Below are 26,455 nucleotides of genomic sequence, written 5' to 3' on the forward strand. Positions count from 1 at the left end.
ATATGCTAGTTTACAGGTTCGGTCAACGCGGGGATGATCATGTCGGTTCAGGAACTGGACAGCTTGCCACCGCTGCAGGATCTGCGCCCCCGCACCGTCACCGACCAGATCTTCGAGCATCTCTATGCACGGGTCGTCGGGCTGGACCTGCCCCCCGGCGCGAAGCTGTCCGAGGCCGAGGTCGCGGCCCGGATGGGCGTATCGCGCCAACCGGTTCGCGACGCCTTCTATCGGTTGTCGCAGCTGGGCTTCATCCAGATCCGCCCACAGCGGGCGACCACCGTCACCCCGATCTCGACCGAGGCGGTGATGCAGGCCTATTTCATCCGCAGCGCGCTGGAACAGGCGACCATGCGGGTCGCGGCGCTGACGTTGCAGCCGTCGGACTGGGATGGCCTGGAACGCCTGATCGATCTGCAGGAGGCCGCCAGCCGGGAGGACCGGCGCAGCGATTTCCATGCCTTGGACGACCAGTTCCACCGCGACATCTGCGCGGCGGCGGGCAAGGAATTCGTCTGGAACCTGGTGCGCGACAACAAGGGCCACATGGACCGCGCGCGTTTTCTGTCGCTGTCCTACGGCGCCTCGACCGCGTTCATCGAGCATCGGGAAATCCTGGCCGCCCTGCGCGCCCGCGATCCCGAGGCCGCCGCAGGCGCCCTGCGCGACCATCTGAGCCATATCGAACACATCCTGGAACGGCTGCGCATCGACCAGCCGGGCATCCTGGCCTAGCCGGCCGGGACCACCAGCACCGCCCGGAAATCGTTGACGTTGGTCAGCGTCGGCCCCGTGCAGATCAGGCTGTCCGTCGCGTCGAACAGGCTGTAGCTGTCATGCCCCGCCAAGGCCGCGCGCATGTCCAGGCCCAGCTCCGCGACCCGCTGCGGCAGATCGGGGCCGATGATGGCGCCTGCCGCGTCCTCGGTCCCATCGATGCCGTCGGTGTCCGCGGCAAGCGCGTGGATGCCCGGCTGCCCGCGCAGCGCCACGGCCAGGGACAGAAGAAACTCGGTGTTGCGCCCGCCGCGGCCGGGATCGCCCAGACCGATGGTCACGGTAGTCTCTCCGCCCGACAGCAGGACCGCGGGGGCCGTGGCGGGGGTGCCATGGGCGGCGGTGGCGCGGGCGATGCCGGCCATGGCGATGCCCAGCTGCGCGGCCTCTCCCTCCAGCGCGTCGCCCAAGAGGACGGGCGTCACCCCGGCCCGTTCCGCCACGCGGGCGGCCGCCAGCAACGACATCTGCGGCGTGGCGATCAGGCGGTAATCGGCGTCGAAGGCCGCGGCGGGCTGCGGCGGCGCCATCAGCAGATCACGCGCCGCCTGCGGCAGGTCGGGGCCTAGCCGGTCGACCAGCCAGGACAGGTCCTGTCCGGCGGTGGGGTCCGGCACCGTCGGACCGGACGCGATGGCCGCCGGATCGTCGCCCGGAACGTCGGAAATCGCCAGCGTCACCAGCCGTGCGGGCGCGGCCGCCTGCGCCAGCCGCCCGCCCTTGATCGCCGACAGGCGCCGGCGAACGCGGTTCATGTCCTCGATCGTCAGGCCCGACCGCAGCAGCAGGCGGTTGACCACGATCTTGTCTTCAAGCGTCAGCGGCGCGCGGGGTGCCGCCATCAGCGCCGACCCCCCGCCCGAGATCAGCGCCAGCACCAGGTCGTCCGGTCCCGCCGCCTTGGCCGCAGCCAGGATTCGTTCGGCGGCATCCTGCGACGCCGCGTCAGGCACCGGGTGGGACGCCTGGCACACGGTGATGCGCCGCGTCGGAACCTGGTGCCCATGCCGCGTGACCACAATGCCGGACAGGTCGACATCGGGCCAGGCGGCCTCCAGCGCGGCGGCCATGGCGGCGGCGGACTTGCCCGCGCCCACCACGATGCAGCGACCCTGCGGCTTGGGCGGCAGATGATCGGCTAGCACCTGCGCGGGATCGGCGGCGGCCACCGCCGCATCGAACATGTCGCGCAACAGCGCCCGTGCCTGGTCCTGGTTCATTCCGCCTCCGTCGGTGATCGCGTCGCCCGGGGGCGCGCCTGTGGCGCCATCATAGGGATGGTGCCGCGGTTTGCCAGCACCGCCGCCGCTGGCCCTTGCCCCGCCGATCTGCTAGGGCGCCCCGGATTGCGGTCCCGCGCCGCCCCAACCCGCCCGAGGCCCCGGTGACCCAGCATGTTCTGCGCAGCGTCCTTCGAGACGGCACCGGCGATCTGCACGCCACGCTGGACGCGCAGGTGGGCGCGCTGAACAGCCCGGCGGCCTATCTGGCCTATCTGCGCGGCAGCCACGCGTTTCGCAGCGCCATCGATCCGCTGCTGGAGGCCGGCTCGGCCCGGATCGGCTGGCGGCCGGTGATGCTGTCGGATGCGACGGCGCGCGATCTGGCGGACCTTGGCGCAGGGCGCCGGTCCCCGGTAACCCCGCCTGCCCTGCCCGACGCCGCGGCCGTCGCGGGCGCGCTGTATGTGGTCGAAGGATCGTCCATCGGTGCGACGCTGATCGCGCGCAGGGCGGCGGCCATGGGATACACCGCGGGCCACGGCGCATCGCACCTGGCGCTGCAGACGGGCGATCCGCGCCGGTGGCGGCGGTTTCTGGACTGGCTTCATGCCGCGGATCCGGACCCCGCGCGGGCGGTCAAGGCCGCACGGGCGGTGTTCCAGACCGCCATGACTGCATTTACGCAACGGTAAACGAAAAGCAATTGGACGGCTGACATGGTCCGCCTTAGAAATCCGTAATGTCCACAGCCCTGCCCAACCCTGCCGATGCCCGTGATCTGACTGCCTGCGACCGCGAACCGATCCATGTTCCCGGATCGATCCAGGCGCATGGCCACCTTCTGATCGTCGACCCGGGCGATGGCCGGATCGTCGGCGCCGCGGGACGTGCCGACGGCCTGACGCGCGACCTGATCGGCCAGACCCTGTCGCAGGCGCTTGACGGCGTGCTGCGCAATGCAATCGACGATCTGCCCGATATCGGTCCCGTTCCCCTGGCACCCGTGATGATCGAGGGGGCATCCTGGGACCTGCTGGCCTATCGCAGCGACGCGCATGTGGTGATCGAGATGCTGCCCGCGCTGGATCAACCGCCGCTGGATGCACGTTTCCTGGGCCGGATGCAGGCGCTGGACGCGGTGCTGGAACGGGCGTCGTCCCTGCCCGACCTGATGCGGAACGCGGCGGGCGTGTTCCGCCAGCTGACCGGCCACGCGCGGGTGATGATCTATCGCTTCATCGACGACGAGGCCGGGGCCGTGGTGGGCGAAAGCCGTGCCGAGGGCATGGGCACGTTCATGAACCACCATTTCCCGGCATCCGACATTCCCCGCCAGGCGCGCGCCCTCTACGTGCGCAACCGCGTGCGGGTCATTGCCGACGTGCATGCCCCGGTCCAGCCGATCACCGGCAGCGTTCCGGGGATCGAGGCCATCGACCTCAGCGATTCGATGCTGCGCAGCGTCTCTCCGGTGCACCTGCATTATCTGCGCAACATGGGGGTGGGTGCATCGGCGTCGATGTCGATCATCAAGGACGGGGCGCTGTGGGGTCTTGTCGCCTGCCACCACCCCGAACCGCGCGACCTGTCGCTGGCCACGCGCCTGGCCTGCCAGTCCCTGGCCGACAGCCTGGCCCGCCAGATTCGCCTGCGCGAGGAGACGGTGCTGTACCGTGAACGCATCCGGCTGCGCGCGCACGAGGATACCGTGCTGGCCCGTCTTGGTCCTGACGACCAGCTGGACCAGTTCTTCGCGCAATCCGCGGGACCGTTGGCCGAGCTGGTGGGCGCCGACGGCTTTGCCGCCGTTCAGGGCAGCGAACTGTTCTCGTCGGGCAGCTGCCCCGATCCGGCGGCGCTGCGCCATCTGGCCGACCATGTTCGCCAGTCGGCGGCGATCACCCCCTTTGTCAGTTCCGACTTGGAACGCGTGATCCCTGCGGCGGCGGCCTATCGCGACATTGCCAGCGGCATGCTGTCGGTCACCATGTCGACCGAGGTGCCGACGATCCTGATGTGGTTCCGCGCCGAAAAGCTGCAGGTCGTGACCTGGGCCGGCAACCCGCACAAGGACGTCCCCACGGTCCCCGGCGCCACGCTGGAGCCACGCGCATCCTTTGCGGCCTGGTCCGACGAGGTGCGCGGCAAGTCGCGCCCCTGGACCGCCGCCGAGGTCGAGGCCGCCAGCCGCCTGGTTCGCCTGATGCTGGAGGCGCGCAGCTCGCGGCGCATCCGCCGGCTGAACGCCGAGCTGTCCATCACGCTGCGCGAGAACGAGAGCCTGATCCAGCAAAAGGAATTCCTGCTGCGCGAGGTCAACCACCGCGTCCAGAACAGCCTGGCCCTGGTGGCATCCTTCCTGCGCATGCAGGGCCGCGGCGCCGACCCCCTGGTCCGCACCCAGCTGGACGAGGCGCAAAGCCGACTGTCGGCGGTCAGCCTGGTCCATCGCCGCCTTTATCAGGACGACAGCGCCCAGATCGTGGATCTGGCGATCTATCTGGACGATCTGCTGCGTGACATGAAATCGTCGCTGGACCCAGCATGGGCCGACGCGATCCAGACCGAATTCGCGCCCATCCTGGTATCGGCGGATCGTGCGGTCAGCATCGGCCTGCTGACCAACGAGATCGTCGCGAATGCGATCAAGTATGCCTATGATGGCCAGCCCGGCCCGGTATCGGTCGTGCTGTCGCAGACGCGCAACGGGATGCTGTTGTCCGTGACCGACAACGGCGTGGGGTCGGACGGGTCCATCAAGGGCACCGGCTTTGGCATGCGGATGGTCGCGTCGCTGGTCGAGCAGCTGGGCGGCAAGTTGCAGTCGGACACGAATGCGCCCGGTCTGCGGGTGGTGATCACCGCTCCCCTGGACTGACGCCCCATTGCGCGGCGAAGGCGGGCGAGGCCACGAAGCTGCCGGGTTCGGGCGACACGGGGGGCGGATCGCACACGCCCTCCTCCAGGTATTTCAGCGCGGCGACGAAGCCCGCCGATGAGAACGGCTTGGCGATGACGCCATGCGCGCCGTCGAAATCGTCGGGGATCTTCTTCGGGTTGGCCGTGACAAAGACCACGATGGTGTCGGGCCACTGCTTCTGGATGGCGCTGTTGACCTGCAGGCCGGTGCTGCCGCGTGCCAGCTGCATGTCGACCAGCGCGACGTCCGGGGCCTTGTCCGTGGGCAGGGCCATCACGTCCTGCAGCGAGGACGCCACGGCCAGCACCTGATGGCCGGCATCCTCGATCATCATCTCGATGTCCATCGCGATGATGAACTCATCCTCGACCACGAGGATCGACAGCGGCGCCTTGGGGCGGTTCATGGTATTTCCTTGTCGATGACGACGCTGACCTGAATCGACCTCTGATCGGTCCTGGACCAGGCCACGCGCGTTCGTGTCTGTGCGGCAAGCCGAGAGATGATCTGTTCGTTCACCCCGGACGGCGAATAGACCGGATCGGCCTCGTCGTCCCCGAGGCCCGGAGGTCCGAAGCCGATGGACAGCTCGACCCGCGCGGGCGTCGTCCGCGACGAGATGTCGAAGACCTGGCCCTCCGCAACGTTTTCGGGGCGGATCATGTGCGCCAGGATCTCGTTCACGATCAGCCCGATCGCCGCCGCCTGCCCCGCGGGCACCTCGGCCCGGCCCAGATCGGCGCGGATGCGGATGTCGCAATCGGCGCGGCTTTGCGTCAGGTCGGACGCAAGGTTGACGGCATAGGACCCGATGTCGAACCGCGTCACGTCTTCGGACTGGTACAGGTGGCGATGCACCGTGGCCAAGGCATCGATCCGGGTCATCATCGCACGCAGCATGTCGGCCGTGTCGCTGTCCGCCGCCTCGCGCAGCTGCAGGCGCAGGATCGACCCGATCATGGTCATGTTGTTCTTCACGCGGTGATCGACCTCGTGCAGCAGCAGGCGCTGTGCATCCAGCGAATCGCGCAGTTCGGCGACGCGGCGGGTCACCTCGGCCTCGACCCGCGATTTCTCGCGCGCCATGCGGGACTGCACGTCGATCCGGTCGGTGACGTCCAGCTGCGAGGCAAAGAAGAACCGGATACGGCCCGCATCGTCGCGCACCGGGCTGAGATACAGCGCGTTCCAGAACGACGTCCCGTCCTTGCGATAGTTTAGGATATCGACCGAGATGTCGGTCCCGCTCTCGACCGCCTCGCGCAGGCGGCGGATCGTGTCCTGGTCCGTCTGCGACCCCTGCAGGAACCGGCAGTTGCGGCCCATCAGCTCGTCGCGGTCGTACCCGGTCAGACGCTGGAACGCGTCGTTGGCAAAGACGATGGGATTGTCGGGCAGGCTGGGGTTGGTGATGATCATCGGCATGCGCGTCGCGCGCACCGCGGCCGCGAAGGGATCGCCGCGTCCGTGTTCATGATGCAGCGCCTCGGTCAGGTGCCAGTCGTCCCGTTCGTCCACGTCGCGTCCCTTGTAAGCCTGCACCAGACCCTGTCGTCTGCTTCAAGGCACTGCCGCCTTGAATGGTTCCGGAATATCGGAAAAGGATCGCGGTGACAGGCCCTCAAAGGTGACATGATGACCACGACGACAGATCTTCCTGACCTGAGAGAGCGCCTGCGGACCATGGCCCGCGGCCCCGGCCGGACCATGATCGCCTTGGCGGGCCCTCCGGGCGCGGGCAAGAGCCATGTCACCGATGCGCTTCTGGCCGATCTGCCGGGGGCGGCGCTGCTGCCGATGGACGGGTATCACCTGGACGACCGGCTGCTGTCGGCACGCGGCGATCTGCCGCGCAAAGGGGCGCCCTGGACGTTCGATCTGGACGGCTTTGCGGTCATGCTGGACCGGCTTGCCGCCGATGACGGCCGCGACGTGCTGGTCCCCGTCTTCGACCGCGACCTGGAGATCAGCCGCGCCGCCGCGCGTGAGATTCCCGCCAGCGCCCGGCTGATCCTGGTCGAGGGGAACTATCTGCTGCTGGACCGGCCCGGCTGGCGCGACCTGGGGCGTCATTTCGCGCTGACCGTGATGCTGGACGTGCCGCAGGCGGTGCTGCGGGCCCGCCTGACGGCCCGCTGGCGCGATCTGCCCCCCGATCAGGCCCGCGCCAAGCTGGAGGCCAACGACCTGCCCAACATGGAACTGGTGCTGACCGCCAGCCGTGCGCCCGACCTGATCCTGCCGAACGGCTAGGCCGCGCGCCTGCGCCGCGCGACCTCATAGGCGATGGCACCGATGACCGTAGCCACGATGATGATCAGCGCCAACGCGTTCACCGCGGGCGTCAGACCGGTGCGGACCTTGGTCGCGATGAACACGGTCAGGGGCGTCTCGAACCCGCGCACGAACAGCGTGGTGTTGTAGTTCTCGATCGATTGCAGCACCGCGAGGCCGGCCGACGCAATCAGCGCGGGACGCAGGAACGGCAGCGTCACGCGGCGGAACACCATCACGCGGCTGGCGCCGAGACCCAGGGCCGCCTCCTCCTGCGTGCGGTCGAACCGCTGCAGGCGGGCCATGACCATCAGCATGACATAGCAGATGATGAAGGTGGACTGCGCCAGCACGATCAGGAACACCCCGCCGCCCACGCCCATCTGCCGCCACAGGATCAGGGTCGAGATTCCGATCACCACCCCCGGCGTCAGCAGGGGAGACACCATCACCGCATAGGCAAAGCTGCGCGCCCGCGCATGCAGCGATGTCAGGACCAGCGCCGCCGCCGTGCCCACCGGCACCACGATCACCACCACGCAGAACGCGACCAGCACGGATGTCCACAGCGACTGCCACATGGCGGCGTCCGCCCACATGGCGGCGAACCATTCCGTCGTGGTCCCCTGCCACGGGATCACCGTGGGAAAGCGGCTTTCATTGAAGCTGGCCGCGCCCATGATGATCAGCGGTGCGAACAGATAGGCCGCGAAGACCATCAGATACAGCCAGAACATGGCGCCGAAGATGCGTTCCGCCCTCATTTCGCGACATCCGTCAGGTTGACGCGGAACAGCCGCAAGGTGATCAGGACGACCGCCAGGCACAGCACCAGCAGCACCAGCGCATAGGCCGCGCCGCGGTTCCAGTCGCCGCCCTCGAAGAACCAGTTGTAGATGATCTCGGTGAACCATCGGCTGCCGGGCGATCCCAGCAGCGCGGGCGCGACATAGCTGCCGGCGGCCAGCATGAAGGTGAACACGAAACCCGTCGCGATCCCGGCCTTGGCATGGGGGATCACCACGCGGGTATGGATGCGCCAGGGCGACGCGCCCAGGTCGCGGGCGGCCTCGATCTGGGCTTTGTCCAGCGATTCGATGGCGTTGTAGATCGGCAGCAGCATGAACAGGATATAGGCATAGACCATCGCCGCCAGCACGCCGCCGTCGCCCTGCCAGCGGATCGGTGCGTCGATCAGGCCGATATTCGTCAGCACCGCGTTCAGCGGCCCGCGATAGGCCAGGATGATGAACCAGGCCAGCGTCCGCAGCACCTCGTTGATGAAGAAGGGGATAATGATCAGCATCATCGCGATGGCCAACTGCCCCGTCGTAGCCCGCTGCGCCATCCAGAAGGCGATGGGATAACAGACGGCAAACGTCACCGCCGCCACCAGGCCGCTGGCCCAGATCGTCTTGAAGAAGATCGCGCGGTGCGTGGGCTCTCCGGCAAGATACAGGATGTTCGACAGCGTATAGGTGTCGTCCGGCCCCCCAAGCGCCGCGGGCGGCAGGTTCGGCCGCAGGGCATAGTCGATCATCATCAGGTTCGGGGCCAGGACCATCACGGCCAGCCAGAACAGGACCAGGATCAGGAAGATCGTCGAAAGCCCCGGCCCGAAACGGTTTTTCAGATCACCCATCGCCCAGCACCACCGCATGTCCCGCGTCGAACCCGAACCCCGCCCGGCTGCCTGGAACCGGCGCATCGGCCAGCCGCGTCGAGGGCACCGATGCCGTTAGCGCCGTCCCGCCGTCGAACCGGCCGTGGACCAGCGCAAAGGAGCCTTCGAAATCGACACGCTCTATCTGCGCCTGCAGGGGGTTTTGGCCGATACCGGGCACCAGCGCCTCGGGGCGGACATAGATCGTGCCCTGCACGCCCGGCGCGGCACCCTGTCCCGCGCGACCGGTCAGCGGCCCCAGGTCGGTCTCGATCCGGGCGGTGCCGGCCTGCACGTCGGTGATGCGGCCGGGAATGGCGTTCGTCTCGCCCACGAAGCGGGCCACGAAGGGCGTGGCGGGGTTGTCGTACAGCTCTCGCGGCGTGGCGACCTGTTGCAAGAGACCCGCCGACATCACGGCGACGCGGTCGGACATGGCCAGCGCCTCGGACTGGTCGTGGGTGATATAGATGAAGGTGACGCCCGTGCGCTTCTGCAGGGCGCGCAGTTCGGCCCGCATGTGCTGGCGCAGCTTCAGGTCCAGGGCGGAAAGCGGTTCGTCCAGCAGCAGGACGCCCGGTTCCACGGCCAGGGCGCGGGCGATGGCCACGCGCTGACGCTGGCCGCCGGACAGTTCGCCCGGCATGCGGTCGCCGTATCCCTCCAGCGCGATCAGGCGCAGCAGGTCGTCGGCCTTGGCCCGGCGTTCGGCGCGGCCGACCCCGCGGGCCTCCAGGCCGAAGGCGATGTTGTCGCGCACCGACATCAGCGGGAACAGGGCCAGCGACTGAAAGATCATCGCGGTCGGGCGCTGGTTGGGGCCCAGCCCCTTCATGTCCCGGTCGCCGATCAGCACGCGCCCCTCGGTCGGCTGTATGAAGCCCGCGATCATGCGCAGGATCGTGGTCTTGCCGCAGCCCGACGGCCCCAGGATGGAGAAGAACTCTCCGGCCTCGACCTTGAAGCTGACATCGCTGACGGCGCGGGTGGTGCCAAAAGTCATGCCGATGCCGGCAAGTTCGACCGAATGGGACATTGTGTCTCCTGCAGGAATTGGGGGGCAGCGAAAACCGCCCCCGGTTGGGTTCAGGCCGACAGGAAGCGGTCCTGATACTCGTTGCGCTTGGTGATGTACCAGCTTTCCTGGATCGGCCACCACCACAGCTTCTCCAGCGCGTCGCCCGGATAGGCGGCGGCGAAGAAGGCCTTGGCCTCGTCCGAGGTCAGCTGATCGGAGCCCACCGCGGTCGAGTTGATCTTGGTCGCGTTGGTGTACATCGCGCCGGCCTCGGGCGTCAGGAACCAGTTGATGAAGGCATAGGCACCGTCCAGGTTCGCCGCCCCCGTCGGGATCGACAGACCCTCCATCCAGGCCAGCGCGCCTTCCTTGGGCGCGATGAAGCCCACGGGCAGACCTTCGGACGCCAGGGCGGCCGCGGTCGAATCCCAGGTCTGGCCCACGGTGGCGCCGTTGACGCGGAACGCGCCCTGAGCCTCGTTCTCGTTGGTCCAGAACTGGATGATGTTGCCCTTGCGCGCGATGGCCTCGGCCAGGATCACGTCGAAGATCTCGATCTGCGCATCGGGATCGGTGAACGCATCCAGCAGCGGCCGCGGCAGCTTGCCCTCGGCCTCCAGCCACAGCCCCAGGCCGATCAGCGAGGAATGCCCGCGCACGGTCGCCTGCGCGCCGTCCTTCCACAGGTCGCCATAGGACGCGGTGCCGTATTCCAGCGGGTTCTGTTCGGTATCGAAGGCGATCGCCTCGGTGCCCCAGTCGGTCGGCACCTGATACCGCTTGCCGTCCACGACCGCGCCCAGGTTGACCGAGTTCTCCCAGGCACTGGGCAGGACCTTGGCGACCTCGATGCGCGATTCGTCCAGCGGCTGGATCAGGCCGAACTCGACATAGTTCGGGACGCGGTCGACGGTCGGCCAGATCAGGTCGAACCCGGCGCCGTTGTTGGCACGCAGCTGGTTCAGCAGTTCGTCGTTGGTGCCATAGGGCGTGAAATTCGGGGTGATGCCCGTGGCCTCCTGAAAGGCGCCCAGGATCTCGTCGTTCAGATAGCCGGCCCAGGCAAAGATGTTCACCTGCCCCCCACCCTGCGCCATGGCGCCGCGCGCCAGATAGGGAGAGGCCAGCGCCACGCCAGCCGTGGCCGCAGCCCCGCGCAAAAGGCCGCGTCGGTCGATCCGTGTCATAGAAAGATCCTCCATGTCATTGTCACTCAGCCGTTTCCCGTTATCGGGCATGCGTGTCGATAAAATGACACGACGCCAAGGGCTTTGGCTTGGCCCGCAGCCTAGACCGGGGCCGCGCCAAGGCAAAGTGTCTTCTTGGTCAGCCCGTCGCGGCATGGAAAAAGGGCCGCCCCGGACGGGACGGCCCTCGCGGCGCAGCCGGCGCCGCGATCAGCGGGCGGTTTCGCGCACCAGCTGGCCCTGCGGGTCCAGTTCCAGGGTGACGGTCTCCCCGTCGGGATTGGTCGCGTCCAGCAGGACGCGCGGCCCTTCCTGGCGCATCAGGCCGAACGCGCTGTAGCCCGCCTGCGTCAGGCGCTGGTTCGCCGCGACGGTGTCGAACTGCGGCGCGGGGGGCATGTCGCCGCGCGGACCATCACCCCGGGGGCCTTCGGCGCGCGGACCGTCGCCGCGGGGACCATCGCCGTGGGGGCCGTCACCCCGCGGGCCGTGTCCGCGCGGGCCGCGATCGTGGTCACGCCCGCCGCGGCGGTCGTCGTCGCGGCCGAACCGTAGGACGGCCCCCGCCTCGTCAAAGGCCGCGCGCATGTCCTGGCCGCCGGTATCCTCGCCCTTGACCTCGAAGCGGCCGTATTCGGCCTTGATCTCCTCGATCATGCCGAACTGGGCCATGACCTCGTTGCCGCGCACGGCCTGCGGCAGGATCGCGTCGATGATCGGCTGCGGCAGGGCGGTGTCGTCGGTCTCGATCTCGATCAGGCTGTTGTCGGGGGCGAACTTGACCTCGACCTCGGCGCCGTTCTCCTGCCAGCCCTTGACCTCCAGGTGGCGCGGGGTCTGCTTGATCTCCTCGAAGCGGGCGAACAGCGCCATCGCGGGCGTGCCGCGCACGGCACCGGGCAATGCGGCATCGATCAGCGGCGCGGGCAGGCTGCCGTCGTCGGCCTCGACCTTGATCAGGTTGCCGGCCATGTCGAACTCGGCCTCGATCTGGGTGCCGTCCGGCAGATAGCCCTCGTATTCGCGCTGGCCGTCGCGCTTGGTCTCGAAGCTGATGCGGTCCAGGTCCAGCCCCTGCAGCATGGAGGGCAGCTCGACGCCGGGGGTCTGGGCGATGGCGGGAACGGTCCCGGCCATGACGGCGATCAGGGCGGCAGTGGATGCAAGATGCTTGCGGGTCATGTGACACTCCTTTGGGTCGATGTCGGCCGGCGGGTCCGGCCTTCTGCGAATCGGTTCTAGCCCAACGCACCCGAACGGATCGCCAATGCGCCGTTTGGTTTCCATTTCCCCCGGACAGGGCATAGTGGCCCCATGACACGTGCCCCGAATCCTCTGATCCTGGTCTTGGCCCTGATGGCGCCGTTGGCGGCCCTGCCCCAGCCTGCGCCCCCGGCCGCCCCCCCGCCGGACCCCTGGGCCACCAGCTTTCAGCCGCAACCGTTCCACCGCATGGCCGAGGCGGTCACCGCGCGCTATGACGGCCGCCTGGTCGCGGCCGAGACGCGCCCGCCCCGCCCCGCCGAACGCGCCGCAGGGGTCGAGCTGGTCTATGAATTCCGCCTGCTGACCACGCAGCGCAACATCCTCAATATCCGCGTAGACGCCCGCACCGGGCGTTTTTTGGAAGTGGCCGGACGCGGCCAGCTGGAGGCGCGCCGCGCGCCCCGCACCCAAGACTGAAGGACCTGACATGCGCGCCCTGATCGTCGAGGACGACCCCCTGCTGGCCGACCAGCTGTCCCAGGCCATGATCCAGGCCGGCTTCGTGACCGACATCGCCCCCGACGGCACCCAGGGAGAGTTCCTGGGCGCCACCGAAAGCTATGACGTGGCCGTTCTGGACCTGGGCCTGCCCGGCCTGCCCGGCATCGAGGTCCTGACCCGCTGGCGCGACCAGGGCATCGCCATGCCGGTCCTGATCCTGACCGCACGCGGCGACTGGACCGACAAGGTGGCGGGCTTTCGCGCGGGCGCCGACGATTACGCCGTCAAGCCCTTCCGCCTGGAGGAGGTCGTGCTGCGCGCCCAGACCCTGATCCGCCGTGCCGCGGGTCATGCGCGCCCGCAGATCGCGGCCGGGCGGCTGCAGCTGGACGGCCAGCTGGGCGTGATCACGCTGGACGGGATGGCGCTGCGGCTGACGGCGTTTGAACAACGCATCATGACCTATCTGATCACCCATCAGGACCGCGTCATCAGCCGGACCGAACTGTCCGAACATCTTTACGAGGCCGAGACGGACCGCGACTTCAAGTCGATCGAGGTCGTCATCGGCCGCCTGCGCAAGAAGGTCGGCAACGGGATCATCGAGACCCGTCGCGGCGAGGGCTATGTCCTGAGGTCGGCGTGACGCGGTCGATCCGCAGCCGGCTGCTGCTGCTGGCGGCAGTCTGGCTGACGGCGGCGCTGCTGGGGGCGTTCCTGGTGATCGCGCAGCTGCTGGAGGATTTCGTCACCGACCGGTTCGACGCCGAGACGCTGGCCATCGCCGACAGCCTGATCGGCCAGCTGGAGGTCGACGACGACCGGGTCGAACTGGACGACACGCCGCTGGACGTGCGCTTCACCCTGCCGCTGTCGGGCTGGTACTGGCAGGTCATGGCGGGGGATGCGACGGTGGCGCGATCTCCGTCGCTGCTGGACGGGCAGCTGACCGGGCCCGCGGGCGATCTGACCGGCGCGACGGGCCGCGACGCCGATGCGGCGGGCCTGCGCGTCCTGCGCCGAGAGCTGACCATTCCCGACAGCGACGCCCTGATCGCGGTCACCGTGACCGCCCCCCTGGCCGAGATCGAGGGAAGCCTGGCGCAGATCGTGCGCCCGCTGGCGGTCGCGCTGGTGGTGCTGGGGCTGGGCCTGGCCGCCGCCAGCGTGATCCAGGTGACGCTCGGCCTGCGCAGCCTGGACCGCCTGCGGGCCGACCTGGCCCGCGTGCGCGCGGGCGACAGCGACCGGCTGGCCCGCCCCGACGTGTCCGAACTGCGTCCCCTGGCGTCAGAGATCAACGCCGCGCTGGACCAGAACGCGGCCCTTCTGACCCGCTCGCGCCAGCATCTGGGGAACCTGGCCCATTCGCTGAAGACGCCGCTGGCGGCCCTGTCGAACGAGCTGCCGCCCGATCATCAGGGCCAGGCCCTGATCACGCGGATGGATCGCCTGATCGGCTGGCACCTGCGCCGCGCGCGACAGGCCGGGCCGCGCCTGCTGGGGCAACGGACCCCAGTTGCGCCGGTCGTCGACGACATCCTGCTGGTGCTGCGCTGGCCCCTGGCCGACCGCGGCATGACCGCCGATGTCGATTGCCCCCCGGACGCGGCCTTTCCCGGCGAACGCCAGGACCTGGAGGAGATGATCGGCAACCTGTCCGAGAATGCCGCCAAATGGGGGCGCACGCGCCTGCGGATCACCGTGCGCACCCCGCCGGACCGCCTGGTCCTGCGGATCGAGGATGACGGTCCCGGCCTGCCGCCCGACCAGGCGCCCCTTGCCCTGATGCGCGGCGCGCGGCTGGACGAACTGGGCGCCCCCGGCGCGGGACTGGGCCTGGCCATCGTGGCCGATCTGGCGGCGCTGCATGGCGGCGAATTGCGGCTGGAACGGTCCGATCTGGGCGGTCTGGCCGCCGTCCTGGACCTGCCTGCCTGAAATTTCCGCAAAGCTTTGCGGCCCATATTTTACCATTTGATAAAAAAATGGACCTGTGTCAGCCTGATTTCACCAACAGGTGAGCCAGGAGACGAAAATGTCCCAAGCGAGATTAAGCCCCGGCGTGGTGCCGGGACGACTGACCCCCGACCAGCTGGCGGCGAACTTCGTCGATGTCGCCCCGCCGCTGGACCGCCACGAGGCGCATGTGGCCGCTGACCGGTGCTATTTCTGCCATGACGCGCCCTGCATCACGGCCTGTCCGACCAGCATCGATATCCCGCTGTTCATCCGCCAGATCGCGACCGACACGCCGGACGCGGCGGCGATGACGATCTTTCACGCCAACATCCTGGGCGGCATGTGCGCCCGTGTCTGTCCCACGGAACAGCTGTGCGAGGGCGCCTGCGTGCGCATGGAGGCCGAGGGCAAGCCGGTCGAGATTGGTGCGCTGCAGCGTTACGCGACCGATGGGCTGATGGCCCAAGGCACGCACCCTTTCAGGCGCGCCGCCCCCACGGGCAAGCGCGTGGCCGTGGTCGGCGCGGGCCCCGCGGGCCTGGCCTGCGCGCACCGCCTGGCCGCCAAGGGCCATGACGTGGTGATCTTCGAGGCGCGGCCCAAGCCGGGGGGCCTGAACGAATACGGCATCGCCAGCTACAAGGCCGTGGACGGTTTCGCGCAGGCCGAGGTGGATTGGCTGATGGGCATCGGCGGGATCGAGCTGCGCCACGATCAGGCGATCGGCCGCGACATCACCATGGCCTCGCTGCAGTCCGAATACGATGCGGTGTTCCTGGGCATGGGCTTGGGCGGCGTGAACGCGCTGCGCGCAGACGGCGACGACCGCACGCATGTGCTGGACGCCGTCAGCTTCATCCGCGACCTGCGCCAGGCCAGCGATCTGGGCACCCTGCCCGTCGGCCGCGACGTGGTGGTGATCGGCGGCGGCATGACCGCCGTGGATGCTGCCGTACAGGCCCGTCTGCTGGGCGCCGAGAACGTCAGCATCGTCTATCGCCGCGGTCAGGACCGCATGGGCGCCAGCCGCCATGAACAGGACCACGCGACCGCCAGCGGCGTGCGGATCATCTGCAACGCGGCGCCCCTGGCGGTCCATGGCAACGGCGCAGTGACCGAGGTCGAGTTCGCCTATACCCAGGACGGCCCCGACGGGCTGCACGTGAGCGAGGACCGGTTCCGCCTGCGGGCCGACCAGGTGTTCCGCGCCATCGGCCAGCGCCTGGACGGCGCGCCCGAGGGGCTGGAGCTGGCCGGGGGCAAGATCCTGGTGACCGGGCCGGGCCGCACGACGCTGGACGGGGTCTGGGCCGGGGGCGATTGCGCATCCGGCGGCGACGACCTGACCGTGACCGCGGTGGCCGAAGGCCGCGACGCGGCAGAAGACATCGACGCCCGGCTGACCGGACGTCCCGTCGAAATCCCCGGCTGAGGACGAACCCATGGCAGACCTGCGCAGCAATTTCATCGGGATCAAGTCCCCGAACCCCTTCTGGCTGGCCTCGGCCCCGCCGACCGACAAGGAATACAACGTCCGCCGCGCCTTTCAGGCCGGTTGGGGCGGCGTGGTGTGGAAGACGCTTGGGTCCGAAGGCCCGCCCGTCGTCAACGTGAACGGCCCGCGATACGGCGTGATCCATGGCGCCGACCGCCGCGTCCTGGGCATCAACAACATCGAGCTGATCACCGACCGACCCCTTGAGGTGAACCTGCGCGAGATCAAGTCGGTCAAGCGCGACTATCCCGACCGGGCGCTGATCATCAGCCTGATGGTGCCCTGCGACGAGGACAGCTGGCGCGACATCCTGGCCAAGATCGAGGATACCGGGGCCGACGGGGTCGAGCTGAACTTCGGCTGCCCGCACGGCATGGCCGAGCGCGGCATGGGATCGGCCGTGGGCCAGGTGCCGGAATACATCGAGATGGTGACCCGGTGGGTCAAGCAATATTCCCGCATGCCCTGCATCGTGAAGCTGACGCCCAACATCACCGATGTCACCAAGCCCGCCGAGGCCGCCAGGCGCGGCGGCGCCGATGCGGTCAGTCTGATCAACACGATCAACTCGATCACCTCGGTCGATCTGGACCTGTTCGCGCCCCAGCCCACCATTGACGGCAAAGGCAGCCATGGCGGCTATTGCGGCCCGGCGGTCAAGCCCATCGCGCTGAACATGGTCGCCGAGATCGCGCGCAACCCGGCAACCGCAGGCCTGCCCATCAGCGGCATCGGCGGCGTCACCACCTGGCGCGACGCGGCCGAGTTCATGGCGCTTGGCGCGGGCAATGTGCAGGTCTGCACGGCGGCGATGACCTATGGCTTCAAGGTGGTCCAGGAGATGATCACCGGCCTGCACGATTATCTGGACAGCCATGAGATGGGCCTGTCCGACCTGATCGGCCGCGCGGTGCCCAACGTGCGCGACTGGCAGCAGCTGAACCTGAACTATGTCACCAAGGCGGTGATCGATCAGGATGCCTGCATCAGCTGCGGCCGCTGCTATGCAGCCTGCGAGGATACCAGCCACCAGGCCATTGCCATGAAGCTGGGCCGCGTGTTCGAGGTGATTGAGGAGGAATGCGTCGCCTGCAACCTGTGTGTCGATGTCTGCCCGGTTGAGGACTGCATCACCATGCGTGAGCTGGAGATCGGCGAGATCGACAAGCGCACCGGCATTCCGCGCGGCGAATACGCGAACTGGACCAGCCATCCGAACAACCCCATGGCACGCGCCGCCGAGTGATCCGATGCGGCTGGGGGGTCTTGCGCCCCCCGGACCATCCGCAGCCTATTCGGCTAACGAAAAAGCCCTACGGCGATGGCCGCGGGGCTTTGTCATGCGGGACGATCAGAGACCGTAGATGCGACCGAACTTCTGTTCCAGATAGTCCAGAAGCGGGTCGGGTCCGATGGGCTGGCCCGCGGCGGTCTCGATCACCTCAGTCGGGGTCATCAACCCGCCATGGCGCTGAACGTTCTCGCGCAGCCATTCGGTGGCGGGGGTCGCGTCGCCCTGGGCCAGGGACGCGTCCAGATCGGGCACCGCGCCGCGCAGGGCCTGGTTCAGGCAGCCTGCATAGACGTTGCCCAGGGCATAGGTCGGGAAATAGCCGAAAAGGCCCACCGACCAATGGACGTCCTGCAGCACGCCGTTCGCGGGACGATCGACCGCGACGCCGAAATCCTTGAGGAAGCGCGCGTTCCACGCCGCCTCCAGGTCCTGCGTATCCAGCCGCCCCGAGATCAGGTCACGCTCCAGATCAAAGCGCAGCATGACGTGCAGGTTGTACTGCACCTCGTCCGATTCGGTGCGGATATAGCCGGGCGTCACGCGGTTGACCGTCGCGTAGAAGGCGTCGGGATCGGTGATGTTCAACCCGTCGAAGGCCTCGGACATGCGTTCGAACAGCCATCCGGTGAAGGCGCGACCGCGGCCCAGCTGGTTCTCATAGATGCGGCTCTGGCTTTCGTGGACGCCCATGGACACGCCGCGCCCCAGGGGGGTGAAGGCGTAATCGGGGTCTATACCCAGCTCATAGCTGGAATGGCCGACCTCGTGGATGGTGGAGTAGAGACAGTTGAACGGATCCGTCTCGACCACCCGGGTGGTGATGCGGCTGTCCTGCCAGCGCCCAGAGCTGAAGGGATGCACGGCCAGATCCATCCGCCCCCGCGTCCAGTCGTAACCGAAGGCCGTGGCGCAGGCGCGGGCCAGGCGCAGCTGGGTCTCCTGCGGGAAATGGCCCTTCAGCGCCTGCGGTTGATCGGCACCTAGGACGTCGTCGCGCAGCGCGACCAGGCGCGGGCGCATCGCGTCGAACAGCGTCGCCAGACGCGCCCCGCTCATGCCGGGTTCGTAATCCTCCAGCAGGGCGTCATAAAGATCGCCGCCATCGGCCAGGCAGGCGGCCTCCTCGCGCTTCAGCATCAGGACCTGATCCAGGGTCGGCAGGAAATCCGCGGGCGCGTCCTTGGCGCGGGCCTCGGCCCAGATGCCCTGGGCCAGCGAGGTCAGACGCGCCAACTCGGAGGCCAGCCGCGCGGGAATGCGGCTGCTGCGGGCATAGTCCCGCGCGATCAGGGCGACGGCGCGGCGGTCGGCGGGGCTTTGCGGATCGGCCGCGTCCAGCCATTCGCCGATGCGCGGATCGGTGCGGCGGTCATGCAGCACCTCCTCCATCGCGCCCATCTCCTCGGCGCGTTGTTCGGCGGCGCCGCGGGGCATCACGGTCTCCTGGTCCCAGCCCAACCGTTCGGCGACGGAGGACAGGGCTTCGGTCTGGCGCTGGAAGGCCAGCAGGTCGGTCAGCGCGGTCATCGGATCGCCCCCCGGATCGAGGTTTCAAAGGGATAGCGCGCATGGTGGCGCGCCCGCAGGATCATCGCGAACAGCACGACGGCGCCGAACTGGTGCGTCAGGGCCAGGTGCAGGGGCGATGCGTGCATCACGTTCAGGATGCCCAGCCCGATCTGCGCGGCCATCGCCACGATCATGACGCTGAAGGCGCCGCGCGTCACCGGATGGGGCGAGCGGCGCGCCCGCAGCCACACGACGACGGCGAAGATCGCCAGCAGATAGCCGGTCATGCGGTGAATGAACTGGACCAGGGCCGGGTTCTCGAAGAAGTTCCGCCAGCCCAGGGTGCCGTCCCAGATCGCAGCCGGGATCCATTCGCCGCCCATGGTGGGCCAGCCGGTATAGGTGCGGCCGGCATCGATGCCCGCGACCAGCGCGCCCAGCAGGATCTGCACGAAGGTCAGGTGCATCAGCCCCGTGGACATGCGGAACAGCTTGGCCTCTCCGGCGCGGCGCGCGCGCATCAGCTCGGCCTCGGACCGCGACAATTGCAGGACGTACCAGGTGATCAGGCCCAGGATCAGGAAGGCGATGCCCAGATGCGTGGCCAGGCGATAGGACGCGACACGCAGCATCCCCTCGTTCAGGCCCGAGCTGACCATCCACCAGCCGATCGCGCCCTGCAGGCCGCCAAGCGCCCCCAGGGACAGCAGGCGGGGCGTCCAGCCCGTGGGAATGCGCGATGTGGCCCAGAAGAAGACGAAGCCCAAAGCCCAGACCAGACCGACCACGCGGCCCAGCAGGCGGTGCCCCCATTCCCACCAGTAGATGTACTGGAACTCCGACAGCGACATGCCGCGGTTCAGCTCCTGGTACTGCGGGATCTGGCGATAAAGGTCGAATTCGCTCTGCCAGTCGGCGGCGTTCATGGGCGGGATGGCCCCGGTCACGGGTTTCCATTCGGTGATCGACAGGCCCGACCCGGTCAGGCGCGTGGCGCCACCCACGACGATCATCGCCAGGACCAGCACGAACAGCACGGCAAGCCAGGCGCGGATCGCGCGCCGCGCGCCGCGGGGGCGGGCGTCGATCATGCCGGTGGTCTGGACGGGTCGGGCTGCGGTCGGGTCCGAGACTTCCTGGAAGACAGGTCGCTTGGCCATCGCAAGGCTCCTTTCGGGCGGAGGTTAGGGGCGGGTCAGCGCCGGGTCAACTGACGCAGGACGCCGTGCAGGATCCGCACGTCGCCCTTGGTCAGGGTCAGACGCGACCACATGTTGCGCATGTTCAGACGCATCGACGCGGCCTTGGTTTCCGGGAAGAAGAACCCGGCCTGGGTCAGCTGGTCGTCGTAATGGTCGCCCAACCGCTCGATCTCGATGCGGTCGGCAGGGGCTTCGGCCTCGGACCGGCGCAGATGGGGCGCGGGTTCGGGCGGCAGGATGTCGCGGCCGAATTCGTATCCCATCAGCAGGACGGCCTGGGCCAGGTTCAGCGACGGGAAATCGGGGTTCACCGGCACCGTCACGATGGCGTTGGCCCGCGCGATGTCGTCATTCTCCAGCCCCGTGCGTTCGGGGCCGAAGATGATCGCCGAGCGGCCATCATGGGCGCGGGCCTGGGCCATCGCGGTGGCGGGCGTGAAGACGGGCTTGGTCAGTTCGCGCCCGCGCGCGGTGGTGGCATAGGCATAGTCGATGCCCTCCATCGCCAGGGCCAGCGTGGGATAGACGCGGGCCGTGTCCAGCACGCGGCCCGCTGCCCCCGAGGCCATGGCGACGGCCTTGGGGTTGGGCCAGCCGTCGCGCGGATCGACGATGCGCATGTCGGTCAGGCCGAAATTCAGCATGGCGCGGGCGGCCGCGCCGATGTTCTCGCCCATCTGCGGGCGCACGAGGATGATGACGGGTTGGCGTTCGATCTGCATGGTCCGGCAGATAGTCCGTCTGGCGGCGGCGGGCAAGCTGCGCTATCTGCGACACAAAGGAGATCGCCATGACCGACGCCCCTCAACTGTACCTGATGACCCCTGCCGGCGCCCAGGCATCCAGCCTGGCACCGATGCTGGCCGAGGTGATGGACCGCGTGGCCCCCGCCTGCCTGCGCATCCGCGGCGGCGCCGAGGAGGACGAGCTGGGCCGCCTGGCCGACATGGCACGCGAGATCGCCCATGCCCGCGACGTGGCCGTGGTGATCGACGATCACGTCAAGCTGGCGCTGCGCCACGGGCTGGACGGCGTGCACCTGAACGATGGGGCCAAGGCCGTGCGCTATGCCCGCAAGGAGTTGGGCGACGACGCGATCGTCGGCGCGTTCTGCGGCACGTCGCGCCACGAGGGCATGAACGCGGCCGAGGCGGGTGCGGATTACGTGGCCTTTGGTCCGGTCAGCGACAGCGCGCTCTATCGTGGCGATCCGGTCGAACTGGAGCTGTTCCAGTGGTGGTCCGAGATGATCGAGGTGCCGGTCGTGGCCGAAGGCGCCATCACGCGAGAGCTGATCACCCAGCTGACGCCGATCACCGACTTCATCGCCCTGGGCCCCGAGATCTGGACCCAGGAAGACCCGGCCGCGACACTGGCCCTGCTGTGGGGCTAAAGGACCAGGGGCGTCCGGTCGCCTGACGCGAACCGCCGCAGCACCGCCGGGTACAGGCGGTGTTCCTGCACCAGCACACGCGCGGCCAGGGTCGCGGCGTCATCGCCGGGCAGGATCGGCACGCGCGCCTGACCCAGGGCCGGCCCTGCGTCCAGTTCCGGCGTGACCAGGTGCACGGTGCAGCCGGCCTCGGCGTCACCGGCGGCGATGGCGCGGGCATGGGTGTCGAGACCGGGGTATTTGGGCAAAAGAGAAGGATGGATGTTCAGCATCCGCCCCTGAAACCGCTGCACGAATTCGGGCGTCAGGATGCGCATGAAGCCGGCCAGGCAGATGATGTCGGGCCGGGCCGCCAGCAGCGGCTGCAGCAGCGCCTGTTCGAACCCCGCCCGGTCGCGCGGAAAGTCGCGGTGATCGACGGACGCGGTCGGCACGCCCAGTTCGGCGGCACGGGCCAGTCCGCCCGCCTGCGGATCGTTCGACGCGACCAGTACGGGGCGCGCCGGGTGATCGCCGGTCATGTCCTGCAGCAGGCGGATCATGTTCGACCCACCCCCCGAGATCAGGATCGCGACCCGTTTCACGCAAGCGTGCCGGAATAGCGTACGCCCGCGCCCGCCGTGACGGTGCCAAGGCGGTGCACCGTCTCTTCCTGCTGGGACAGCAGGTCGGTCAGCGCATCGGCGCGGTCAGCGGCCACGACCAGGATCATGCCGATGCCGCTGTTGAAGGTCTTGAGCATTTCGGACGTCTCAATTCCGCCTGCCTGGGCCAGCCAGGCGAAGACGGGGGGCAGCGGCCAGCTGCCCAGGTCGATGTCCGCGCCCAAGTCCTTGGGCAGGACGCGGGGCAGGTTCTCGGTCAGGCCGCCGCCGGTGATATGGGCCAGCGCGTGCACGCCGCCAGCGCGGATCGCGGCCAGGGCGGGCTTGACGTAGAGCCGCGTGGGCGTCAGCAGCGCCTCTCCCAGGGTGGTGTCGGCAAAGGGGGCGGCGTCGGACCACGCCAGACCGGCGCGTTCCGCGACCTTGCGGACCAGCGAATAGCCGTTGGAATGCACGCCGTCCGAGGCCAGGCCCAGCAGCACGTCCCCCTGCCCCACGCCCGCGGGAAGCGCCGCGCCGCGGTTCATCGCGCCCACCGCAAAGCCCGCAAGGTCGAAATCGCCGTCGTGATACATGCCGGGCATCTCGGCGGTCTCTCCGCCGACCAAGGCGCAGCCGGCGGCCTTGCAGCCGCGGGCGATCCCCTCGACCACGCGGGCACCCTCGTCGACGGACAGCTTGCCGGTGGCGAAATAGTCCAGGAAGAACAGCGGCTCGGCGCCCTGGCAGACGAGGTCGTTCACGCACATCGCGACCAAGTCCTGGCCCAGACCATCCAGATGCCCGGTGTCGATACCGATGCGCAGCTTGGTGCCCACGCCATCGGTGGCGGCGACCAGGATCGGGTCGTCATAGCCCGCAGCCTTGAGGTCGAACAGCGCGCCGAACCCGCCAAGCGCATCCATGACGCCCGGCCGCTGCGTGGCGGCGGCGGCGGGCTTGATCCGTTCGACCAGCGCGTTCCCCGCGTCGATGTCGACGCCTGCGTCGCGATAGCTGATCCCGTTCTGTGTCATGTCGGCCCCCGGCTGATGTCGGCCCCCCGATAGCGGAACCGCACCCGTTGGGCAACGCCCAAGCTTGACCTGACCGCCATGCGGCACTAGGCAATGCGTGCTGCGGGGGCCTGTAGCTCAATTGGTTAGAGCAGGGCGCTCATAACGCCTTGGTTGCGGGTTCAAGTCCTGCCGGGCCTACCATCCCCATACCGCCGACCGATCCCACGCATGGACATCCTCCGCGCTGCGAGGTTGCGGAACCAGCGTCGTGCAAGGATCGGCGTGAATCGTCCCAAGCTGGAATTATCCTGCCAAATCCGAACCAATCCGCGTAGAGCGTGTTGATCGCGCGTTCGTGAGCGGTTGGGGGATGGATGAATTTGGTGACACGGGTGATGGTTCTGGGCGGGTCAGGGACGGGAAAGTCCTGGCTGGCGATGCGGCTGGCCGCGTTGGCCGGCCTGCCCGCGTACCACATGGATCAGCTGAGCTGGATGCCGGGCTTTGTCCATCGCAGCACCGGCGAGCTTGATGCCCTGACCCGCGAGATCCATGCGCAGGAGCACTGGATCATCGAGGGCGGTCATTACGAGACGATGCATGAGCGCGCCGCCCGTGCCCATCTTCTGATCTGGGTCGATCCGTCCAGGCCGGTGCAGGTCGCCCGCGTCGCATGGCGGTCGCTGCGTTATCACAACCGCACGCGGCCGGGCATGGGAGAGGGGTGCCGCGAGACATTCGGCTGGCACACGCTGGATGCCATCGCCTATGCCCGCACCTCGCGGCAGTTTCATCGCGACCGCGCGACCGAGGTCATCGCCGCCGCAGGACCCCGACTGGCGCTTGCGCATATCCGGTCAGGGTGGCAGGCGCGGCGGTTCCTGCGCCGCTGCGCGCCCGTGCCGCGCACGCGGGGTTTTCTGCTGCAACCGTAAAGGATGCAGGACGGCCTTCAGCGGGCCGGCCCCGCGCTTTCCGGGATGTCGATCAGCAGGCGGCGTGCCGCCCACCAGCTGGCAGCCGCCATCGCGCCGGCTGTGGCCAGACACAGCGGCAGCCCGCCGACCTGATAGGACAGGCCCGACAGCAGCGTCCCGATCAGGCGGCCCGCCGCGTTCGCCATGTAGTAGAAACCGACATCCCGCGTGATCCGCTGTGCCTGACCAAAGGCCAGGATCAGGTATGAATGAACGGACGAATTGACCGCAAAGACGAAGCCGAAGACCAGCAGGCCCAGAACCAGCAGCATCGTCAGCCAAGGCGCAGGATCGCCCGCGATCACGACCGCCGCCGCCATCACGAAGGGGATGGGTACCAGCCGACCTGCCCACCGGACCGCGTCCCGGGTGATCTGCGCCTCGGGTCGGCCGGAGCCGCCCAGGATGCGCGGGGCGGCGGCCTGAACCGCGCCATAAAGGATGATCCACAGCGCCATGAAACCGCCGACCAGAAAGAAGGCCTCGCGCCGCCCTTCGGCGGTGCCATCGGACAGGACGGCCTGAAAGTAGATCGGGATTCCCACCACGAACCACACGTCGCGCGCACCGAACAGGAACATGCGCGCCAGGGACAGCCGGTTCACGCGGCTGTCCCGCGACCGCCAGCCTGACCATCCTTCGGTCCCCTTCACCCGACCGGGCAGGCCCGCGGGCAGGAACAGGACCATCGCCACCAGGATCGCGACCAGCACCGCGGCCATGCCCCAGATCGCCGCCTGGAACCCCGCAAAGGCCAGCAGTGCGGCGCCAAGGAAAAAGCCCATGCCCTTGACGGCGTTCTTCGACCCGGTCAGCGCAGCCACCCATCGGAACAGCCCGCCATCGGCGGCAGGGGCAAGGACCTTAACCGCCGACTTCGACGACATCTTGGACAGATCCTTGGCGACACCCGACGCGCCCTGCACCGCCATCACGAACATCACCGATGCCGTGACGCTCCATGCCGGGTCCAGCTGCGCCAGCGTCGCCAAGGCCGCGATCTGGATGCCCAGGCCCGCGTACAGGGTCGCCGCCAGCCCGAACCGGGCCGCCAGCCAGCCCGCGGCCAGGTTCGTGACGATCCCCGCAGCCTCGTACAGCAGGAACAGCCATGCCAGCTGGACCGGGGAAAAGCCCAGTCCGTTGAAGTGCAGCAGCACCAGCATGCGCAACGCGCCATCCGACAGCATGAACGCCCAATAGGCCGCCGTCACCGCGGCATAGGCGCGGACCGGGTTCATGCCATCCGCCCCGCGACCATGCGCGCGACATCGACCAGCCGGCAGGCATAGCCCCATTCGTTGTCGTACCAGGCATAGATTTTGACCTGCGTCCCGTTCACGACCATCGTCGATCCCGCGTCGATGATCGCGCTGCGCGGATCGTTGACATAGTCGGTGGACACAAGCGGCCGCGTCTCATAGCCCAGGATGCCGTCCAGCGGTCCCGCCGCGGCGGCGGCGAACAGGGCGTTGACCTCCTCCACGCTTGTCGGACGCTCGACCTCGAACACGCAGTCGGTCAGCGAGGCGTTCAGCAGCGGCACCCGGACCGCGTGGCCGTTCAGCCGACCCTTCAGTTCGGGATAGATCAGCGTGATCGCCGTGGCGCTGCCGGTCGTCGTGGGAATGAGGTTCATCAACGCCGAGCGTGCGCGTCGCATGTCCTTGGCCGGTCGGTCGACGATGGTCTGCGTGTTGGTGACGTCATGGATCGTGGTGATCGACCCGTGGCGGATTCCCAAGGCCTCGTGGACGACCTTGACCACCGGGGCCAGGCAGTTCGTCGTGCAGCTGGCCGCCGTCACAATTTGTTGGCTGCCGTCATAGAGGTGATGGTTCACGCCATAGACCAGATTCAACGCCCCGCCATCCTTGACCGGTGCGCTGACCACGACACGCGCCACGCCCGCATTGAAATAGGGCGCGATCCGGTCCGCGGTCTTGAACACGCCCGTCGCGTCGATCACCAGGTCGACCCCCAGGTCACGCAGCGGCAGGGCGTCGATGGTCCGGTGATGCGTCAGCGGAATGCGGTGGCCATCCAGAACCAGCGCCGCGCCGTCTGCCGCGACGGGCTTGGACCAGCGGCCGTGAACGCTGTCGAATTCCATCAGCAGGGCGTGCTGATCGGCATCGCCCGCCGCGTCATTCAGCAGGACGATCCGGTCCCCCAGGCCCAGATCGATCATCCGGCGCAGGGCCAGTTTTCCGATGCGGCCCAGGCCATTCAGTGCGATTCGGGTCATGGG

The 26,455-nt window shown here is 68.4% G+C and carries 26 protein-coding genes and 1 tRNA gene; 12 read left to right on the top strand and 15 right to left on the bottom strand.

Annotated features, from left to right (window positions below):
• The first annotated feature begins 39 nt into the window (after nt 1–39).
• Nucleotides 40–735 carry a GntR family transcriptional regulator gene (locus FHD67_RS10995; RefSeq protein WP_127898749.1) on the top strand — a complete coding sequence of 232 codons (696 nt, stop codon included), beginning with the start codon at nt 40–42 and terminating at the stop codon, nt 733–735.
• Here FHD67_RS10995 and FHD67_RS11000 read toward each other — a convergent pair.
• The gene (locus FHD67_RS11000; RefSeq protein ID WP_139598719.1) at nt 732–1,997 is read right to left on the bottom strand and encodes a glycerate kinase type-2 family protein; all 1,266 of its coding nucleotides are present in this window, start codon (nt 1,995–1,997) and stop codon (nt 732–734) included. The two genes, FHD67_RS10995 and FHD67_RS11000, sit on opposite strands and share 4 nt — an antisense overlap.
• Nucleotides 1,998–2,161: 164 nt before the next feature.
• Between FHD67_RS11000 and FHD67_RS11005 the strand changes: the two genes are divergently transcribed.
• Together FHD67_RS11005 and FHD67_RS11010 are read left to right on the top strand one after the other, a co-directional pair.
• Nucleotides 2,162–2,692, top strand: a complete 531-nt coding sequence (locus FHD67_RS11005) for a biliverdin-producing heme oxygenase (protein WP_139598720.1) — start codon at nt 2,162–2,164, stop codon at nt 2,690–2,692.
• 47 nt (nt 2,693–2,739) lie between these two features.
• On the top strand, nt 2,740–4,878 hold the full coding sequence (locus tag FHD67_RS11010; protein ID WP_139598721.1) for a histidine kinase dimerization/phosphoacceptor domain -containing protein: 2,139 nt from the start codon (nt 2,740–2,742) through the stop codon (nt 4,876–4,878).
• Here FHD67_RS11010 and FHD67_RS11015 read toward each other — a convergent pair.
• Both FHD67_RS11015 and FHD67_RS11020 read right to left on the bottom strand, forming a co-directional pair.
• Complete coding sequence (locus FHD67_RS11015; protein WP_127898753.1) at nt 4,859–5,326, bottom strand: response regulator; 468 nt, start codon at nt 5,324–5,326, stop codon at nt 4,859–4,861. The genes FHD67_RS11010 and FHD67_RS11015 overlap by 20 nt on opposite strands.
• Nucleotides 5,323–6,438, bottom strand: coding sequence for a PAS domain-containing protein (locus tag FHD67_RS11020; RefSeq protein WP_139598722.1), 1,116 nt, complete (start codon nt 6,436–6,438; stop codon nt 5,323–5,325). The genes FHD67_RS11015 and FHD67_RS11020 overlap by 4 nt, the downstream gene beginning before the upstream one ends.
• Before the next feature lie 117 nt (nt 6,439–6,555).
• Between FHD67_RS11020 and FHD67_RS11025 the strand changes: the two genes are divergently transcribed.
• A complete protein-coding gene (locus tag FHD67_RS11025; protein WP_139598723.1) occupies nt 6,556–7,173 on the top strand; it encodes a nucleoside/nucleotide kinase family protein in 618 nt (205 codons plus the stop codon).
• Here the strand turns inward: FHD67_RS11025 and FHD67_RS11030 are convergent.
• The 5 genes from FHD67_RS11030 to FHD67_RS11050 all read right to left on the bottom strand — a co-directional run bounded on the left by FHD67_RS11030 (nt 7,170) and on the right by FHD67_RS11050 (nt 12,244).
• Nucleotides 7,170–7,958, bottom strand: a complete 789-nt coding sequence (locus FHD67_RS11030) for an ABC transporter permease (RefSeq protein ID WP_139598724.1) — start codon at nt 7,956–7,958, stop codon at nt 7,170–7,172. The two genes, FHD67_RS11025 and FHD67_RS11030, sit on opposite strands and share 4 nt — an antisense overlap.
• Complete coding sequence (locus FHD67_RS11035) at nt 7,955–8,836, bottom strand: ABC transporter permease (protein ID WP_045998942.1); 882 nt, start codon at nt 8,834–8,836, stop codon at nt 7,955–7,957. Before FHD67_RS11035 ends, FHD67_RS11030 begins: the two co-directional genes overlap by 4 nt.
• Complete coding sequence (locus FHD67_RS11040) at nt 8,829–9,893, bottom strand: ABC transporter ATP-binding protein (RefSeq protein WP_045998941.1); 1,065 nt, start codon at nt 9,891–9,893, stop codon at nt 8,829–8,831. The genes FHD67_RS11035 and FHD67_RS11040 overlap by 8 nt, the downstream gene beginning before the upstream one ends.
• A gap of 50 nt (nt 9,894–9,943) precedes the next feature.
• Nucleotides 9,944–11,062 (bottom strand): extracellular solute-binding protein, encoded by a 1,119-nt coding sequence (locus FHD67_RS11045; protein ID WP_045998940.1) that lies wholly within the window; start codon nt 11,060–11,062, stop codon nt 9,944–9,946.
• 210 nt (nt 11,063–11,272) lie between these two features.
• Complete coding sequence (locus FHD67_RS11050; RefSeq protein WP_139598725.1) at nt 11,273–12,244, bottom strand: PepSY-like domain-containing protein; 972 nt, start codon at nt 12,242–12,244, stop codon at nt 11,273–11,275.
• A 132-nt stretch (nt 12,245–12,376) separates the two neighbouring features.
• On the opposite strand from FHD67_RS11050, the gene FHD67_RS11055 reads away from it, so the two are divergent.
• From FHD67_RS11055 to preA, 5 genes are all read left to right on the top strand, one after another.
• Nucleotides 12,377–12,745 carry a PepSY domain-containing protein gene (locus FHD67_RS11055; protein ID WP_127898760.1) on the top strand — a complete coding sequence of 123 codons (369 nt, stop codon included), beginning with the start codon at nt 12,377–12,379 and terminating at the stop codon, nt 12,743–12,745.
• Between the two features lie 10 nt (nt 12,746–12,755).
• Entirely contained in the window at nt 12,756–13,415 is a 660-nt protein-coding gene (locus tag FHD67_RS11060; RefSeq protein ID WP_139598726.1) for a response regulator transcription factor, read from the top strand.
• Nucleotides 13,412–14,710, top strand: coding sequence for a sensor histidine kinase (locus tag FHD67_RS11065; protein WP_139598727.1), 1,299 nt, complete (start codon nt 13,412–13,414; stop codon nt 14,708–14,710). The genes FHD67_RS11060 and FHD67_RS11065 overlap by 4 nt, the downstream gene beginning before the upstream one ends.
• A 97-nt stretch (nt 14,711–14,807) precedes the next feature.
• On the top strand, nt 14,808–16,163 hold the full coding sequence (locus FHD67_RS11070; protein WP_139598728.1) for an NAD(P)-dependent oxidoreductase: 1,356 nt from the start codon (nt 14,808–14,810) through the stop codon (nt 16,161–16,163).
• 10 nt (nt 16,164–16,173) lie between these two features.
• Complete coding sequence (gene preA / locus FHD67_RS11075) at nt 16,174–17,472, top strand: NAD-dependent dihydropyrimidine dehydrogenase subunit PreA (RefSeq protein ID WP_139598729.1); 1,299 nt, start codon at nt 16,174–16,176, stop codon at nt 17,470–17,472.
• Between the two features lie 105 nt (nt 17,473–17,577).
• Here the strand turns inward: preA and FHD67_RS11080 are convergent, their stop codons facing one another.
• From FHD67_RS11080 to FHD67_RS11090, 3 genes are read right to left on the bottom strand one after another with little or no spacing between them, the layout of a single operon-like run.
• Entirely contained in the window at nt 17,578–19,047 is a 1,470-nt protein-coding gene (locus tag FHD67_RS11080; protein ID WP_139598730.1) for a carboxypeptidase M32, read from the bottom strand.
• Nucleotides 19,044–20,189 carry a heme A synthase gene (gene ctaA / locus FHD67_RS11085; protein WP_139598731.1) on the bottom strand — a complete coding sequence of 382 codons (1,146 nt, stop codon included), beginning with the start codon at nt 20,187–20,189 and terminating at the stop codon, nt 19,044–19,046. Before ctaA ends, FHD67_RS11080 begins: the two co-directional genes overlap by 4 nt.
• Before the next feature lie 35 nt (nt 20,190–20,224).
• Nucleotides 20,225–20,953: an RNA methyltransferase gene (locus tag FHD67_RS11090; protein ID WP_045998933.1), complete on the bottom strand. Its 729-nt coding sequence runs from the start codon at nt 20,951–20,953 to the stop codon at nt 20,225–20,227.
• Nucleotides 20,954–21,021: 68 nt separating this feature from the next.
• Between FHD67_RS11090 and FHD67_RS11095 the strand changes: the two genes are divergently transcribed.
• Nucleotides 21,022–21,624: a thiamine phosphate synthase gene (locus tag FHD67_RS11095; protein WP_127898765.1), complete on the top strand. Its 603-nt coding sequence runs from the start codon at nt 21,022–21,024 to the stop codon at nt 21,622–21,624.
• On the opposite strand, the gene purN is transcribed toward FHD67_RS11095, so the two are convergent.
• Nucleotides 21,621–22,208 (bottom strand): phosphoribosylglycinamide formyltransferase, encoded by a 588-nt coding sequence (gene purN, locus FHD67_RS11100; RefSeq protein ID WP_045982907.1) that lies wholly within the window; start codon nt 22,206–22,208, stop codon nt 21,621–21,623. The two genes, FHD67_RS11095 and purN, sit on opposite strands and share 4 nt — an antisense overlap.
• Complete coding sequence (gene purM / locus FHD67_RS11105; protein WP_139598732.1) at nt 22,205–23,245, bottom strand: phosphoribosylformylglycinamidine cyclo-ligase; 1,041 nt, start codon at nt 23,243–23,245, stop codon at nt 22,205–22,207. Before purM ends, purN begins: the two co-directional genes overlap by 4 nt.
• Before the next feature lie 106 nt (nt 23,246–23,351).
• Here purM and FHD67_RS11110 point away from each other — a divergent pair.
• Together FHD67_RS11110 and FHD67_RS11115 are read left to right on the top strand one after the other, a co-directional pair.
• A tRNA-Ile gene (locus tag FHD67_RS11110) sits at nt 23,352–23,428 on the top strand.
• A gap of 182 nt (nt 23,429–23,610) precedes the next feature.
• Nucleotides 23,611–24,162, top strand: coding sequence for a P-loop NTPase family protein (locus FHD67_RS11115; protein WP_139598733.1), 552 nt, complete (start codon nt 23,611–23,613; stop codon nt 24,160–24,162).
• Between the two features lie 17 nt (nt 24,163–24,179).
• Here FHD67_RS11115 and arsJ read toward each other — a convergent pair whose 3' ends face one another.
• Complete coding sequence (gene arsJ, locus FHD67_RS11120) at nt 24,180–25,445, bottom strand: organoarsenical effux MFS transporter ArsJ (protein WP_139598734.1); 1,266 nt, start codon at nt 25,443–25,445, stop codon at nt 24,180–24,182.
• Complete coding sequence (locus FHD67_RS11125) at nt 25,442–26,452, bottom strand: ArsJ-associated glyceraldehyde-3-phosphate dehydrogenase (RefSeq protein WP_139598735.1); 1,011 nt, start codon at nt 26,450–26,452, stop codon at nt 25,442–25,444. The genes arsJ and FHD67_RS11125 overlap by 4 nt, the downstream gene beginning before the upstream one ends.
• Between the last annotated feature and the right edge of the window lie 3 nt (nt 26,453–26,455).

The sequence above is a fragment of the Paracoccus haeundaensis genome, assembly GCF_006239215.1.
In the GTDB taxonomy this organism is placed as follows: domain Bacteria; phylum Pseudomonadota; class Alphaproteobacteria; order Rhodobacterales; family Rhodobacteraceae; genus Paracoccus; species Paracoccus marcusii.

Excerpts from the sequence above, each read along its gene's own strand:
- FHD67_RS11030 (WP_139598724.1), bottom strand. The coding sequence starts at position 7,958 with ATGAGGGCGGAACGCATCTTCGGCGCCATGTTCTGGCTGTATCTGATG.
- FHD67_RS11060 (WP_139598726.1), top strand. The coding sequence starts at position 12,756 with ATGCGCGCCCTGATCGTCGAGGACGACCCCCTGCTGGCCGACCAGCTG.
- FHD67_RS11000 (WP_139598719.1), bottom strand. The coding sequence starts at position 1,997 with ATGAACCAGGACCAGGCACGGGCGCTGTTGCGCGACATGTTCGATGCG.
- FHD67_RS11050 (WP_139598725.1), bottom strand. The coding sequence starts at position 12,244 with ATGACCCGCAAGCATCTTGCATCCACTGCCGCCCTGATCGCCGTCATG.
- FHD67_RS11080 (WP_139598730.1), bottom strand. The coding sequence starts at position 19,047 with ATGACCGCGCTGACCGACCTGCTGGCCTTCCAGCGCCAGACCGAAGCC.
- FHD67_RS11035 (WP_045998942.1), bottom strand. The coding sequence starts at position 8,836 with ATGGGTGATCTGAAAAACCGTTTCGGGCCGGGGCTTTCGACGATCTTC.
- preA (WP_139598729.1), top strand. The coding sequence starts at position 16,174 with ATGGCAGACCTGCGCAGCAATTTCATCGGGATCAAGTCCCCGAACCCC.
- FHD67_RS11095 (WP_127898765.1), top strand. The coding sequence starts at position 21,022 with ATGACCGACGCCCCTCAACTGTACCTGATGACCCCTGCCGGCGCCCAG.
- FHD67_RS11055 (WP_127898760.1), top strand. The coding sequence starts at position 12,377 with ATGACACGTGCCCCGAATCCTCTGATCCTGGTCTTGGCCCTGATGGCG.
- arsJ (WP_139598734.1), bottom strand. The coding sequence starts at position 25,445 with ATGAACCCGGTCCGCGCCTATGCCGCGGTGACGGCGGCCTATTGGGCG.
- FHD67_RS11010 (WP_139598721.1), top strand. The coding sequence starts at position 2,740 with ATGTCCACAGCCCTGCCCAACCCTGCCGATGCCCGTGATCTGACTGCC.
- FHD67_RS11070 (WP_139598728.1), top strand. The coding sequence starts at position 14,808 with ATGTCCCAAGCGAGATTAAGCCCCGGCGTGGTGCCGGGACGACTGACC.
- FHD67_RS11040 (WP_045998941.1), bottom strand. The coding sequence starts at position 9,893 with ATGTCCCATTCGGTCGAACTTGCCGGCATCGGCATGACTTTTGGCACC.
- ctaA (WP_139598731.1), bottom strand. The coding sequence starts at position 20,189 with ATGGCCAAGCGACCTGTCTTCCAGGAAGTCTCGGACCCGACCGCAGCC.
- FHD67_RS11025 (WP_139598723.1), top strand. The coding sequence starts at position 6,556 with ATGACCACGACGACAGATCTTCCTGACCTGAGAGAGCGCCTGCGGACC.
- FHD67_RS11125 (WP_139598735.1), bottom strand. The coding sequence starts at position 26,452 with ATGACCCGAATCGCACTGAATGGCCTGGGCCGCATCGGAAAACTGGCC.
- FHD67_RS11090 (WP_045998933.1), bottom strand. The coding sequence starts at position 20,953 with ATGCAGATCGAACGCCAACCCGTCATCATCCTCGTGCGCCCGCAGATG.
- FHD67_RS10995 (WP_127898749.1), top strand. The coding sequence starts at position 40 with ATGTCGGTTCAGGAACTGGACAGCTTGCCACCGCTGCAGGATCTGCGC.
- FHD67_RS11015 (WP_127898753.1), bottom strand. The coding sequence starts at position 5,326 with ATGAACCGCCCCAAGGCGCCGCTGTCGATCCTCGTGGTCGAGGATGAG.
- FHD67_RS11045 (WP_045998940.1), bottom strand. The coding sequence starts at position 11,062 with ATGACACGGATCGACCGACGCGGCCTTTTGCGCGGGGCTGCGGCCACG.
- purM (WP_139598732.1), bottom strand. The coding sequence starts at position 23,245 with ATGACACAGAACGGGATCAGCTATCGCGACGCAGGCGTCGACATCGAC.